Raw genomic sequence first — 12242 nt, 5'->3', positions numbered from 1 at the left:
TCTTTACAGCTCGCTTTCCGGTGCAGTCGTTTGTTTACTGACCAAGTTCAATGCTTCGAATCGCTCGACGCGTGCGAACTGTTTGGCCACGTCGTCGCTGTGAGTCACCAAGAGAATGGCGACTGCTTCATCCGTGCAGACGTCTCGAATAAGTTGGATGATACGAGATTGATTCGCTGGATCGACATTGGCGGTCGGTTCATCGGCGAGGAGTAATCGGGGCTTGTTCGCCAATGCGCGCGCCACGGCCACTCGCTGTTGTTGGCCCACAGAGAGCTGTTTGGGAAGATAGTGAAGGCGATCTTTGAGACCCACCTTTTCCAAGAGCTCGACAGCGCGGGCCGTGTCGACCGATTTGCGAGAGAAAGTCATCCCTAGCTTGACGTTCTCAAACGCTGTGAAGGCCGGCAGCAGATTGAAGGTTTGGAAAACGTAGCCTAGTTTCGCGGCTCGAATCCGGTCGCGGGCAGATTCTGAAAAACGCGTAAGTTCGACACCGTCCAGTTGGATAGATCCGGAATCGATCCTTACAAGTCCTGAAATGGTGTGTAGCAACGTCGTCTTGCCGCAGCCGCTTTCGCCCCGCAATACGACTTGTTCCCCCGCCGTCATTCGAAAGCTGGGGATGTGAAGAATATCGACACGGGCGCCGGAGGGTTCCGCAAAGGACTTTTTGAGATCGGTAATTTCTAGCATGGTTTCCAGTACGCATCGTTGCAGGGCGGGTTCGACCTTGGGGTAAGGCTGTCATGAGCCTGCTATCGCTCCATGCGTTTGCCTCGCATGGCCCGTTCGATGTCTCGCTGGGAATCCTTCTTTTTGAGGGTTTCCCGTTTGTCGTGCAGCTTCTTTCCTTTGCAAAGCCCCATAACGCACTTGGCGATACCGCGTTCAGTGAAATAGACACGCAGGGGGACCAGAGTCAGCCCTCGTTCTTTAGAACGACCCGCGAACTTCAAAAGCTCTTGCTTACGAAGAAGGAGCTTGCGAGTCCGTTTTGTAGGGTGATTCCAAAATGTGGCTTGCCGATATTCATCGATTTCGCAGTTCACGAGCCACAGCTCTCCGTTTTGGAGACGTCCGTACGCTTCTTCGATCGAGCACTTGCCATTGCGAAGACTCTTTACCTCGCTGCCGTGCAGCATGATCCCGCACTCCATGGAGTCGAGAATTTCGTATTGAAACTTGGCTTTCCGATTCTCCGTGACGGATTTGAAGACAGGCGACTTCTCCTTCTCTTTCGGTTTGGGCGCAGAAGGTTTGCTGCTCGTCGGCTGTGCAGGTTTGCTGGTCTTCTTACTCATGGTGAGGGAGTCTTTGAGGACGCGAGGTCCGTGGGGGCTTCCAGGACAACGAAGTACGGGTTTTGTTCAGGAGCTAAAGGGTAAAGCTGTTTCCAGGCCGGGATTGTCTGGCCCTCGACTCGTAAATCGAGCAGGATGTAGCGGATGCCATAACTGGCAATCAGTTCTTTCAGTTTGGTTTCGTCGTTCGGTAGAAGGCGTTTTAGTTCATCATAGCGATAGGCGGCTTGGATGCGTTCATTCCATAGTACGACGGCGCTGGCATTTTGGGGCATGTCTTTCCATGATGCTAATTCAGGCCGTTGGGCTCGCCATTTGAATGTCTGTTGGCGTCGCGGTGTAAGCCAAAGACCCTCGCGCGGCGTGTGGGTTCGGATCCATTCGCAGACGGCTAGCCAGTGGGCGAACTGCTCTCGTTGGACTTCGTGCGAATCTTCCTTGAGACTGAAGCTTTGCTTGTCTCCCGCCGGTATGACCTCCGCCGCATGCGATCGCACTCGTTCGTTGATCAAACCGAGCGAGAAGGCCAATGCGGAAAGCGACACGATCCGAACCAGAGCTTCACCGGACAAGCCGAGAAGTCGCTCTCCCCGTGGCAAGCTCAATTGCCGGGTTGCAATTGCCAATGCCAGGATCGCAATCGCGAGCGGCCAAGTCACTTCGTTCCATCGGAACCAATAGTAGCGAAGAATGGAGGCGGCTAGTTTCGGCGACCAAGGACTCAGTAGCAGATCGATCGCCAGCCCCATCATGGCGACGAGGAAGGCGATCGCAGCAATGGCCAACAACCAACGTGTTCGCTCCGGTGCATCGTAAATCAAACGGCGGAACGAACTCGCCGCTTTCGGTGCATCGGATAGCTTAGAAGCGGACCAGCGGCATCGATGCGCCAGCAGCAAGACGGCGGAGGAGACTGCGAGTAAAGCTGCGAAACCTCGCCATCGCGATTCGCTAAAGCGAGTCGGCGAAAGGTGGTGACCGAGTCGCGTGTAGACCTGCGCCACCGCCGCCTGCGACTTCGCATCCGAGCCCGTTTGCAGATCCATCTGTATGGCAGGGATGGCGCCTGCGATGAAGCCGGACGCTCCGAGAACCCAACCGAGGACGTGGACTCGAATCCATTTCTGGAAAGGAATGTTGTCCGCTAGGAGCTGCAACCAAATCGACGCGAGCCCGACGGTAGCAATGACCCAAAGGCCGGTAACAACATGAAAAAGGCTGCCCAGCCCGATCATTCCCCAGCCCAGCGTCCACCGAGAACGGCACATTGCACCGAGTCCGAAGAAAAAGAAGGCATATGCGATTCCTTTGGATTCGCAGCCACCCACGACCCACTCCCCAGCCCAATTCCCCCAGTGCATCCCGGCGAGCCACACCGGAGCTGCTAGCGCGGCCAAGATCTTTGGGCCTGCAGAGACCGCGTTGCTGTGAGAGCCTGCCGATGCTCGGCGAAAGACCCCGTGAAGAAGATAGGTCCACGATCCAGCCAGGGCCAGCCAAGTAAAAAACCTTCCAGCTCCAATTGCACTTTGGATCGGCAGAACGGTCGTAAGCCAGCCGAAGGTGGCGAAGAAGGCCCAGTGGGCGTCCCCTGATTCGAGGAAGAGATCTCCCTTTCCGATCGAAGGATTCCAGAAGTGGGCCGCTTTGCTCCAGTAATGCGGCTCGTTGACGTCTGGAATCTGATTCCCGGCATATAGCCAAAAAACAACAAAGGTGGCAAGGAAATCGATCCAAAACCACCCGCTGCTCCGAACCCGCACGTCCCTCCCGGATTCCATTGAATGATCGGGTTGCATCGTCATAGCGGTAGGGGTTGTGAGGGTGCGGGAAGGGTGGGACGGGCCGCAGATTGGTACAAGCGACAATTTTTTAATGAAAATCCGCTTGACATTCCTCCCTTTTTCTTGACTAGCGCAACGTTGCACCTAGAGTTGAAGGATATTGGAGCGTAGGTGGACCGCCCGAAGGAGGGAGGTACGGTTCTGCCTTCTAAAGATTCACAGGATACAGGAGATGGGTATTTTGCCCAAGGATTCGAGGAAGGGAAGTCATGTTAGTATTATCTCGCAAAAAGAACGAGAGCATCGTCATCAATAACGAGATTACGATTGTCGTAGTCGAGATTCGCGGTGACAAGGTTCGGTTGGGGGTAGAAGCCCCCCGCGAAGTGCCTGTGCACCGCCGTGAAGTATACGATGCTATCCAGAGGAACCACGAAGGCAAAGAGACGGAAGCTGCCGACGAGTAGTGGTAGGGTTCAGAGGTTTTTGGATTGGATATTGGACGATTGATCTGGGGTTTTGGCCCGATCGATGATAGGTCCTTTTCCAAGAGTGCAACGCCGGGAACTGTGCTCGCGAAAACTTTCTTGCAACGCCCATCTCCGATTTGATCTTTCGTATTGACAGTTGGAGCAGTGTTCGTAAACTTCTCCGCACCTCAGCGATTCGTCGCTTTGACGGCCCCGTCGTCTAGAGGCCTAGGACATCGCCCTTTCACGGCGGTAACACGGGTTCGACTCCCGTCGGGGTCATTGGGTAGGCTATCACAGCCCCTCCCGAGACATCTAAACCCAGCAACTCGCTGGGTTTTTTTGTGCGCTGATTTCCAACGATGGGCCCCGAATGCTTCGCGATGGGGGAACCGGTGGGGGAACCAAAACGGGTCGCTTCTCCCCAATGCTCCTCGGTCACTTGTAGGTAATGCTTCTCGGCCACCTTCCCCGAATGTCCCATCCATCGATTCACGACGTGATCCGGGAATTTTTCTTGCAACTCGGTCCGCCTTGTCGATCGCAGATTCACGAACAGCTTGGGCCATGGCTTCACGTCGGCCACCTTGAGAATCCTCCCAAACTGAGTCCGCAGGTTTTGCTCCCCCGATCGATACCTATTCACGCAGTAAATCAACTCGGGATCGAACGCGTCTTTCAGGGCCGATCGGATCTCGGGGAATAGGGGGCAGTAACGAACGCCCGTTTTCGGGGAATCGACTCGGAACCTCCCTTTCTCCCAATCGACGTCCGACCACTTGAGAGCCAACACTTCCGAGGGGCATCGCAGACCTCCCCACCGAGCTAACGAAAAGATCACTCGCCAATCGGCATCCGGGCAAGCATTCAAGATCGCTTTGGAAACGTCGGCAGTCACAAGAAAATGCCGCGACTCATTCGACTCCTTGCCACCTTTCAGAACAGCGAACGGGCTCGATACCAACAGCCGATCCTTCACCGCCTCTCCAAACATCGTTTTCGCTCGCTTGCAATGCTTGGAAACGGTCGCGATCGCCATGGGGCGGACCAACATCCATCGACGCCACCGCTCAGCATCGGCCGCAGTGATGCTCTTTAACACTTTCGACGCACCGAAGTATTCAACCAACAGCCGCCGAGTTTGCTTGTAGTTGATTTCGGTAGTGCGTTTCAGGTCCGACCGGCTCGCAACGTAAGCATCTAGGAAGGGAGCCAACAAACGCCCCTCATCACAAATCAGCTTCTCACTCACGGGATCCGCCAGTCCCCACGCCACCAAACTCTCCCGAATGCTCCCCTCAGTTCCGTTCGCCCACTTCACGGCATCGGGTGAGGGTGACACGTTGTTTGCCCTCGCCTTGCTCAACTCCTCGCAATGCTGCGCCACAATGTTCGCTTGTCGTTCCGCTTTCTTTGTTGTCTCGGGAATGTAAAGCTCTCGACGTTTCCCATCGACATAAAACCGGATCCGAAAACCTAGTCGGCCACCTTGGGCCTTGCGCGTTACGCTCGCCATCAGATCAACTCCCATTTGTTGAATCACAGAACCCATAAAGAAAACACCACGGCAACCGCTATGGGTGGCGGCTTTCGGCTTCGAATTTCCTAGCCGTGATGCACCCACAGAATACCGCCCCCACGATCCGAGGGCCAGATAATTCCCCAGCCCTACAATTTCAGATCCCCAACGTCGAACCGAACCAACGATTCCCCGAGCCACCACCACGCGAGCCGATCGCACCTCACGCAACGCCAGCCCATGTAAACATCCTCGAACCGATCGCCACGACAGAACGGACAAAAAACGCCCCCGATGGGATCCATCCCAGGGGCATCTCGATGTTCAATCGCTGCGATCAACTCCGATCGATAGGCCTTCATCTCCTCGATCAGTTCCGCCGATAAAACACCCTCGGGAGCATCGAACGCCAAGCCATCTCCCTCGATGGTCAATTCGACCCCGAGGGCTCGCAATCGCTCGATCAGCATCATCAGATCACTCCCCGAACTCGACCACCCGAGGGCTCAGGGATCCCGTTTTTTTCTATTCCCCCTAAGTCGGCACTGTCAAAACTGACAGAACTCTCCTCAGGTCGGGTTTCGTCGGTTTTGTCAGTTCGTGTTTTGAGAGTTTCGAAAAACTGAGCCGCTCGCGGGTGGAGCAAATAGTTCGTCGTCGGCCGACCGGATTCGGGCCGAACGGCAACAGCTCGAACCCATCCAGCATCGGCCAACATCTCCAGTCCTTGAGCCACTACTTCCTCATCATCCAAACCGCTCCAGCAATGTCGAACGATGTCGCGAACTCGGATCGGCTTAGTCTCGGGCCATGCGATCAGCTTCCTCAATAGTTGTTTCGCCAAACGACGCTCGGGAGCCATCGCGATCGAATACAACCGGGCCGCATGGCTCTCCAAATATTCAGCCCATTTCAACGCCATCTCTACCGACATGGCATCCACTGGGCCACGCCGCCACTTCACAAGATGGACGATCAGAGCAATCGATGGGATCAGTGAAGCATACTTGCTCAAATGACTCTCAAACGACTCGGGCAGATCACCCGCTCGGATCCGGTTTTGCGTCTCAACGTCCCATCGATCGAACACGGATTGAGCATCGGCATCAAACCGAACCCACGGAATGCCGCTCCCATCGTCGAACTCTTCACGCTCAGCAAATGACTCAACGTCCAAGTCGGCCAAGCTCTCGAATACCGATACTAATCGATCTCGGGCCACCGAATTAGGCCATCGGTCCACTTGTCGATACTCGCGGGGGGAATCAGGCCAAACCAAAACTTGCAACCGTTGAATCAATCCGTCGTCACCTCGGCCACCACGCAGCGCCGCCGCCACATAATCACCGATCCCGCCAGGGGTGGCGCAGCCAAACACCGACAAGCATGGATGCTCAACGACCGTTTCACCTCGGCCGACTCGATCGATGTTCAACCTCCCTTGGCCATTCCATAGCGTCAGGAATTGTTGCCGAACCCCAGCCATATCATGACGATCCAGCCCTCGCATCCATCCCACCAGTTCATCCACCCACAGAAGCATCCCATGGGGATATTTGTTCAACATCTCCCCCAGCTTCTCAATGGTTGAATCCGTCGTGATGATCCGCCTTGGGGTGGGTGGCGATGCTTCCTCCATCGCTTGGATTTCGAGAGCCAATCGACGGGCCTCCTCGCGGTTATCAGCATTCACAGCCTTCTCGATCGCCTTCTTAGCCGCTTTGATGTCAGCCTCGCAGAGGATCGCATCAACTCCAAACGCCGCCACATCGTCGGCGATTTTTTCTCGCTCCCGGGCCTCCAATGCTCGGATCCGCTTTTCTGCGTGGCCAATAGCGGGAGACTTCTTGAGGGAGGGACGGCCAACGACGCATCCCCATAGATTCGGAACTACAAGCCAATCATCGAACCGTCTGGGCCTTATACCGACCCGGCAACCGATCACCGCAGCCAACGCCACCAGCATCGATGCGGCCGGAAAATCGGGTGGGCATTGCATCCGATCCGCGATGTCATCCACCACATCACCGACCTCTCGCGGGAGTAGGTCGGCACTGTACGCCATTACGCTTGGCAATGGATCCGGCAGGGGATCAGGATCATCCCACGCCGACTCGCTGGATCCATCCCCGGCCGGTAGATTCTCGCGATCGATCACCAGCAGCCGACGTCGAATGTCGGCCACCGGGATCGCTGGGCAATCTTGATGAATAGCCTCAGCCAACCGATCTCGATCGGTATCGCTCCACAGATCGCACACTCCCGCCCACAGCTCGCGATCATCGACCGACGCAACGATACGGGCTCGACCATCGGGGGCCTTGGATGCTCTCAGGCTCAACGTTTTGTTTTGCTCACCCATGGTTCACCTCCCCCATAACGATCGATCGCACCGGAGCAGAATCAGCCATCGACTCGATCGCCGCTCGATCCGCTCCACCGACCACCCACGCCCGAGCATCCTTCACCCCCTCGGGAGGGGTCGCAACTCGCACAGGGGCCACGATCACCAGGGCATCGGCCAGCCGCTCCGCTCCTCGCCGACCAGCATCATCCCGATCGGCCACGATCACCACCTCGCCGGGCCGAACTCGCCGAGCCAACGCCACCAGCAGATCAGCACCCCCACCGGCCGACGGAACGCCGACCGCACTCAACCCCACGGACAGCAACGCCGCCGTATCGGTTGGGCCCTCCACGCACCACAGCCGCTCAGGCCGCTCGATCGCCAGCATGGTCGGGCAATAGAACAGGCCAGCAGCCGAGCCACGCACAGCCCATTTCTGGGTCGTTTGCGGGCATCGCAACCGGATCCCGATCACGATTCCCTCGCCATCTCGCATCGGCCAGCTTGTTGCTCGATGTTCTGGGCTCCAGCCGACTCCCAACCGAACCAACGGCTCGATCGGTAGGCCGAGCATCGCAGCAGCCTTTTCAAGCCACTCGGGCCGCATGTTTCGGGCCCATACCTCAGCCGCCAACGCAAACCGCTTTCGATCGATCTCCCGAGGGATCGAGATCGATTGAACAATCTCACGCACCCGAGGAGCAGCATGGCCACATCCGAGATAAAGGCCGAGCCATTCAGTCGCCGCAGTCAGGCTCACACCGAGCCACCACCGCAACGTCGCCAACCCATCACCCGCTCGGGGATCGGTATCACCGTTGAAACAATGTCGGCACAACACAGCCCCACGCATCGCGAGATCTCGCATCGTGCCGAACCGATCGGAGCCACCACACCGAGGGCATGGCATCCCTCGCCGACTCTCTAGCAGTTCCGAGGGAATCCCGGCCGCCGACAGGATTTCCACCCATCGGCCACTCGCTCGATGCTTCACCTCATCGATGTTAAAATGAACAGGTCGTTTCACCTGGGGGGATCTTCGATGTTTACGCATCACATGGTCCCCCTTTCGCATTAAGGGCCAGCAGATCGGCTCGACGATACCGCCGCAGCCTTCCGATCCTCACCGATGGGATCGAACCGTCGCGAGTCCGACGCTCAATCGTCGGCACCGAGCACCCGAGCAGTTCCGCCGCTCCATGGACATCCAAGATCTCATTGGATTGGGATAGTCGGCCACCAAGGGCCTCAATGATCCGATCCGCGATGCGATCGATGTCGTGGTCACTTAGCATGTTTCACCTCCTCGCCGCAGATCACAGATTGCCGACTCGGCTCGAACGACGTGTCACGCTCGACGCCCAATCCACGCATCACCTCCAACTCGGCCAGCTCCGATAGATCGACCGTTCCGATCTCTCCATTGCAAATCGCTTCACCGGGGGCAACGACATAGGACAATCCGATCAGGCTCTCGCGGTCCAGGGCCAGCAGCCACCAACTCCAACCGCGCACCGTGAAGAATCGGACATAGGCCATAGGATCGCTCGCCGATGTCACTTCGTCGGCCATCAGTGAAGGGATCGGCTTGGCCAGCTTTTCATTGAGGAGCAGCATCCCGGCTCCCTTTCGATTTCGCAGGGTCCTCATGCGTCACCCCCTTTTCGATCCATCCATCGCTCAGCATCGCGCAGCCGACGGGCATCATCGGAACACCCCGGGGGCATCTTGTTGAGGGCCGTTAGATTGCTCCTCCATTCCTCGGCCGACTCCTCATCCCATTGGGTCATCACCCAATCCGCCGCCCATCGGAACTTTCCCGATTCTGCCACAAAAAACTCATGCGATCCGACCCGCAACCAACGGTTTTTTGGGTAGCTCATTGATCACCCCCTTTCGATGCTTGGGGGCTCGACGTTTTCGGGCAGCCGCTTTGAATCCATTGATCGACCGCCAATCGATCCCATCGCAAGGAACCACCCAGCCGAACCGGGGGAGGCATCAGACCGTCGTTCATCAGTCGGTACACTTGCCGACCGGAAACGCCTAGCAGTTCCGCCAGTTCTGTGATCCCAATCAATCTTGCTTTGCTCATGATCAAACCTCACATTCAAAAGAATCACGCCGCGACAGCCGCAACGCATGTGAGGTTTTGTAAGTGCGGAAACGGACGGAATTCTAATTCGTCCGTCGGCACGCAAAGAATTCTTTCGCTCGACCAATTCAGACAAGCGAAAACAGGCATCGACAATTCAAGAAAATTCTTCCACCCAGAACGGACGGAATTCTAATTCGTCTATTTCGTCCGTTCCTCAGCCCTTTTTCGACGCTTCCGTAGGGCATCTAGCAATTTTTTCGTCTCGCCCCAGTCAACCCCCCGATGCTCATCCAGATCATTCAGAGTAAGAAACCGCCCGCTCTTCCATAGATCCCTGATCTCTTTCTCCTCCTTCGTCAGTTCCTTCGGTTTCCTCCCCGGAGATCGCATCTTTGCGGGGCTCTTCTTATTCAACCCAGCGGCATTCGATTGTTTCAGTTCCGCCGACGGAATAGGCTCCGAGGGGATAGCATCTCTCATCGAATCCTCGATCCATCGCCGCAGCCAGTCCAGCGCTAGCTCCGAATCCCTCAGGAATGGTTTCAGTTCTTGCTCGCAATACATAACCTCGGGAGGATCGCCGATGAATAGTTCATCGGCTTCGGTGATGCTCGCAAATGGTTCACATCGCCCGAAACATTGCCAATCCTCCGCCTTACGCTTTTTCCACATCTCGACGCTTACCGATTGCACCATTCGTTCGAATGATGGACTCAAACGGGGATTGCCATCGGCATCAGGATTGAAGTAAACCCAGCCGATCTCGACACTCCATTTCGGCTTGGACATCGTCGCATCAGCATCGGGCAGCTCGCCGACCATCAGAGCAATGTCGGGCCAACAGCAGTCGTTAAATGTTGTGTCACGACCGTAAAACAACGCCCGATAGATGATAGACTTCCGTCCATTCACCCAGGCATTCGCTCGCTTAATCACATCGCGGCTTTCCTTAGCATGATCGCCCGATAGATGGATCTCATGCCAACTACTCCAACCGGAGCTAAGCACCAGCGACTCACCCACCGAATTGACAAACGGAACGCCCGTTTGTCTCGCGTAGTGAGTCTGAGCGGATTCCATTTCAGAGTATGTCGATGGTTTAATATCACCCAACTCCACGCCCAAGCCACCCATCCAGTGGCTCGGATGCGGTTTGAAGTTTCGCCTTGCTAGCCCGATAGTACTCGCAACCGGTTTCGCAATTGGGGATAGGCTCCACATCGCCTCTCGGTCGGTCCTCACTGTACCTTTAGCACTTGCTAGCCTCAGGGTTTTGAAGTCGTCAACCAACGCATCGATCTCACGAAGCACTTGCTTTGCGTCAATATCACAGCCCGCCATCTCAGACGTCCTATCTTATTGTAGATGGGCCGCCGATGGGCCAGGAATGGATAGGACCCCATCCCCAGCCGATCGGCGCTTAGCGAATGATCAGTTCGCTCACCCCTTCGCCGCGATGGTTAGTCGCGGCTGATTCACTCACAGGGAACCACCCCCGAGCATCATTGGAACGGCTCGGGCCATTAATGTCTAACGAAACGTTTTGACCCAAAGTTTCTTGCACGCGGGAACGAGCGGTCGCTAGGCTCATTCCGCCCAGATTTTGACTACCCCCGGGCACTCAGTATCCCACCCACTTGTATTGTGCGACTCGTTTGGCCACCTTCCCCAACCCCCTAGAAAAACAACAAAAAACATGCGAATGCGGGGGCGAGCGGTCGCTGACTACCATCTCGGTAGGTTTCATCCCCCCCTAGGAAATCTCAATTTTGGGGACAGGCTCCGTGGGGATTCACTGGGTCGATGCTCTCGCTCAGCCCTGGATTTCCACCCAGGGGGGAGGGGCCTTTAGGGGTCCTCCGAACGCATCAATTCGGAATGGGGTAGCGAAGGCCCTCATGTTTCACGCACACAGTCCGGGCCTTCCTTTCATAACGGCAGGATATAGCAGTTTTGTGATCGATTACCGAAACGCATAGAATAGAACCGCCCCTACCAACCGGGGTCCCAATCGCATTGGGCCATCAGCCTCGGCGGGATCGTCGCCCAACAGCGCCATTGAAAATTAGTTAGGACTCCCGTCGCTTGGGGGATGGGGGAGCTACACGCACACCGCCCCCAAGCCCCCACGGCTCGCCACCGGACGGATTTTTCGAAACGGATTCGGGCCGTTTTAACGTCGCGATGGAATCGCAGGATCGGCAAAGGACCCGATCGATAGGGGGCCGACTCACTCATTCTCAGCCACGCCCCTCGATGAAGCAACGTCGGCCAACCCCCGAGCCACCGCCAGCAGGTCCCGACGGGCCGACTCATCCAATCGATCCCACAATTGATGCAACTCCCTCAGATCGCTTGTGATGGGGCTCGACGGGGGAACCGGTAGGGGAACCAAGTCGGCTTTTTGCGATTTCCCTTGGGAATGGTGGGCATGTTCTAATCCCGTCGGGGTCATTGGGTAGGGTATCATAGCCCCTCCCGAGACATCTAAACCCAGCAACTCGCTGGGTTTTTTTACGCCCTCATCTTTCTTGATGGGCCTGGTTGGGCCATGGAAGAGGAGTCGTTCGAGGATATTCTCATTTTTGAAATCGAAGAGCACTTCCCTGAATGGGGTGCATTCAGCAGGTGGCGTTCGTTTGACGCCACCGCCCAAGTGCTTTCTGCCAATCGGCGATCCGAAAGGAAGCAGAAACATTTGACAGGTTCCTGCCAAATCG

The 12242-nt window shown here is 56.3% G+C and carries 14 protein-coding genes and 1 tRNA gene; 2 read left to right on the top strand and 13 right to left on the bottom strand.

The annotated features are described in order from the left end of the window. Positions 1-3: 3 nt before the first annotated feature. The 3 genes from VN12_RS10080 to VN12_RS10070 form a co-directional block, all read right to left on the bottom strand. Entirely contained in the window at positions 4-696 is a 693-nt protein-coding gene (locus tag VN12_RS10080) for an ABC transporter ATP-binding protein (RefSeq protein ID WP_146676696.1), read from the bottom strand. A gap of 62 nt (positions 697-758) precedes the next feature. Beyond that, a complete protein-coding gene (gene smpB / locus VN12_RS10075; protein ID WP_146676695.1) occupies positions 759-1304 on the bottom strand; it encodes an SsrA-binding protein SmpB in 546 nt (181 codons plus the stop codon). After that, a complete protein-coding gene (locus VN12_RS10070; protein ID WP_146676694.1) occupies positions 1301-3109 on the bottom strand; it encodes a DUF6798 domain-containing protein in 1809 nt (602 codons plus the stop codon). Before VN12_RS10070 ends, smpB begins: the two co-directional genes overlap by 4 nt. Before the next feature lie 248 nt (positions 3110-3357). On the opposite strand from VN12_RS10070, the gene csrA reads away from it, so the two are divergent. Together csrA and VN12_RS10060 are read left to right on the top strand one after the other, a co-directional pair. Then, positions 3358-3555, top strand: a complete 198-nt coding sequence (csrA, locus tag VN12_RS10065; protein ID WP_146676693.1) for a carbon storage regulator CsrA — start codon at positions 3358-3360, stop codon at positions 3553-3555. A 212-nt stretch (positions 3556-3767) separates the two neighbouring features. Further along, a tRNA-Glu gene (locus VN12_RS10060) sits at positions 3768-3840 on the top strand. On the opposite strand, the gene VN12_RS26805 is transcribed toward VN12_RS10060, so the two are convergent. The 10 genes from VN12_RS26805 to VN12_RS10010 form a co-directional block, all read right to left on the bottom strand. Continuing rightward, the gene (locus VN12_RS26805) at positions 3803-5074 is read right to left on the bottom strand and encodes a tyrosine-type recombinase/integrase (protein ID WP_409994276.1); all 1272 of its coding nucleotides are present in this window, start codon (positions 5072-5074) and stop codon (positions 3803-3805) included. The two genes, VN12_RS10060 and VN12_RS26805, sit on opposite strands and share 38 nt — an antisense overlap. A 152-nt stretch (positions 5075-5226) precedes the next feature. After that, positions 5227-5550, bottom strand: a complete 324-nt coding sequence (locus VN12_RS10050) for a hypothetical protein (protein ID WP_146676692.1) — start codon at positions 5548-5550, stop codon at positions 5227-5229. Then, a complete protein-coding gene (locus tag VN12_RS10045) occupies positions 5550-7439 on the bottom strand; it encodes a YfjI family protein (RefSeq protein WP_146676691.1) in 1890 nt (629 codons plus the stop codon). Before VN12_RS10045 ends, VN12_RS10050 begins: the two co-directional genes overlap by 1 nt. Then, on the bottom strand, positions 7432-8451 hold the full coding sequence (locus tag VN12_RS10040; RefSeq protein WP_168164319.1) for a primase-helicase zinc-binding domain-containing protein: 1020 nt from the start codon (positions 8449-8451) through the stop codon (positions 7432-7434). The genes VN12_RS10045 and VN12_RS10040 overlap by 8 nt, the downstream gene beginning before the upstream one ends. A gap of 19 nt (positions 8452-8470) precedes the next feature. Beyond that, a complete protein-coding gene (locus VN12_RS10035; protein WP_146676689.1) occupies positions 8471-8719 on the bottom strand; it encodes a helix-turn-helix transcriptional regulator in 249 nt (82 codons plus the stop codon). Further along, a complete protein-coding gene (locus VN12_RS10030; RefSeq protein ID WP_146676688.1) occupies positions 8709-9074 on the bottom strand; it encodes a DUF2958 domain-containing protein in 366 nt (121 codons plus the stop codon). Before VN12_RS10030 ends, VN12_RS10035 begins: the two co-directional genes overlap by 11 nt. Beyond that, on the bottom strand, positions 9071-9307 hold the full coding sequence (locus VN12_RS10025; RefSeq protein ID WP_146676687.1) for a hypothetical protein: 237 nt from the start codon (positions 9305-9307) through the stop codon (positions 9071-9073). The genes VN12_RS10030 and VN12_RS10025 overlap by 4 nt, the downstream gene beginning before the upstream one ends. Continuing rightward, positions 9304-9519 (bottom strand): helix-turn-helix transcriptional regulator, encoded by a 216-nt coding sequence (locus VN12_RS10020; protein ID WP_146676686.1) that lies wholly within the window; start codon positions 9517-9519, stop codon positions 9304-9306. The genes VN12_RS10025 and VN12_RS10020 overlap by 4 nt, the downstream gene beginning before the upstream one ends. A 201-nt stretch (positions 9520-9720) precedes the next feature. Further along, positions 9721-10863 (bottom strand): hypothetical protein, encoded by a 1143-nt coding sequence (locus tag VN12_RS10015; protein WP_146676685.1) that lies wholly within the window; start codon positions 10861-10863, stop codon positions 9721-9723. Between the two features lie 889 nt (positions 10864-11752). Beyond that, on the bottom strand, positions 11753-12220 hold the full coding sequence (locus VN12_RS10010) for a hypothetical protein (protein WP_146676684.1): 468 nt from the start codon (positions 12218-12220) through the stop codon (positions 11753-11755). Between the last annotated feature and the right edge of the window lie 22 nt (positions 12221-12242).

It is taken from the genome of Pirellula sp. SH-Sr6A (assembly GCF_001610875.1).
GTDB lineage: Bacteria > Planctomycetota > Planctomycetia > Pirellulales > Pirellulaceae > JBKCUI01.
The sequence above is the reverse complement of the archived record's forward strand: the minus strand, read 5'-3'. Positions and strand labels throughout refer to the sequence as shown.

What these genes read in the sequence shown, in the direction of transcription:
- VN12_RS10080 (WP_146676696.1), bottom strand. Translation starts at nt 696, where the DNA reads ATGCTAGAAATTACCGATCTCAAAAAGTCCTTTGCGGAACCCTCCGGC.
- smpB (WP_146676695.1), bottom strand. Translation starts at nt 1,304, where the DNA reads ATGAGTAAGAAGACCAGCAAACCTGCACAGCCGACGAGCAGCAAACCT.
- VN12_RS10070 (WP_146676694.1), bottom strand. Translation starts at nt 3,109, where the DNA reads ATGACGATGCAACCCGATCATTCAATGGAATCCGGGAGGGACGTGCGG.
- csrA (WP_146676693.1), top strand. Translation starts at nt 3,358, where the DNA reads ATGTTAGTATTATCTCGCAAAAAGAACGAGAGCATCGTCATCAATAAC.
- VN12_RS26805 (WP_409994276.1), bottom strand. Translation starts at nt 5,074, where the DNA reads ATGGCGAGCGTAACGCGCAAGGCCCAAGGTGGCCGACTAGGTTTTCGG.
- VN12_RS10050 (WP_146676692.1), bottom strand. Translation starts at nt 5,550, where the DNA reads ATGATGCTGATCGAGCGATTGCGAGCCCTCGGGGTCGAATTGACCATC.
- VN12_RS10045 (WP_146676691.1), bottom strand. Translation starts at nt 7,439, where the DNA reads ATGGGTGAGCAAAACAAAACGTTGAGCCTGAGAGCATCCAAGGCCCCC.
- VN12_RS10035 (WP_146676689.1), bottom strand. Translation starts at nt 8,719, where the DNA reads ATGCTAAGTGACCACGACATCGATCGCATCGCGGATCGGATCATTGAG.
- VN12_RS10030 (WP_146676688.1), bottom strand. Translation starts at nt 9,074, where the DNA reads ATGAGGACCCTGCGAAATCGAAAGGGAGCCGGGATGCTGCTCCTCAAT.
- VN12_RS10025 (WP_146676687.1), bottom strand. Translation starts at nt 9,307, where the DNA reads ATGAGCTACCCAAAAAACCGTTGGTTGCGGGTCGGATCGCATGAGTTT.
- VN12_RS10020 (WP_146676686.1), bottom strand. Translation starts at nt 9,519, where the DNA reads ATGAGCAAAGCAAGATTGATTGGGATCACAGAACTGGCGGAACTGCTA.
- VN12_RS10015 (WP_146676685.1), bottom strand. Translation starts at nt 10,863, where the DNA reads ATGGCGGGCTGTGATATTGACGCAAAGCAAGTGCTTCGTGAGATCGAT.
- VN12_RS10010 (WP_146676684.1), bottom strand. Translation starts at nt 12,220, where the DNA reads ATGTTTCTGCTTCCTTTCGGATCGCCGATTGGCAGAAAGCACTTGGGC.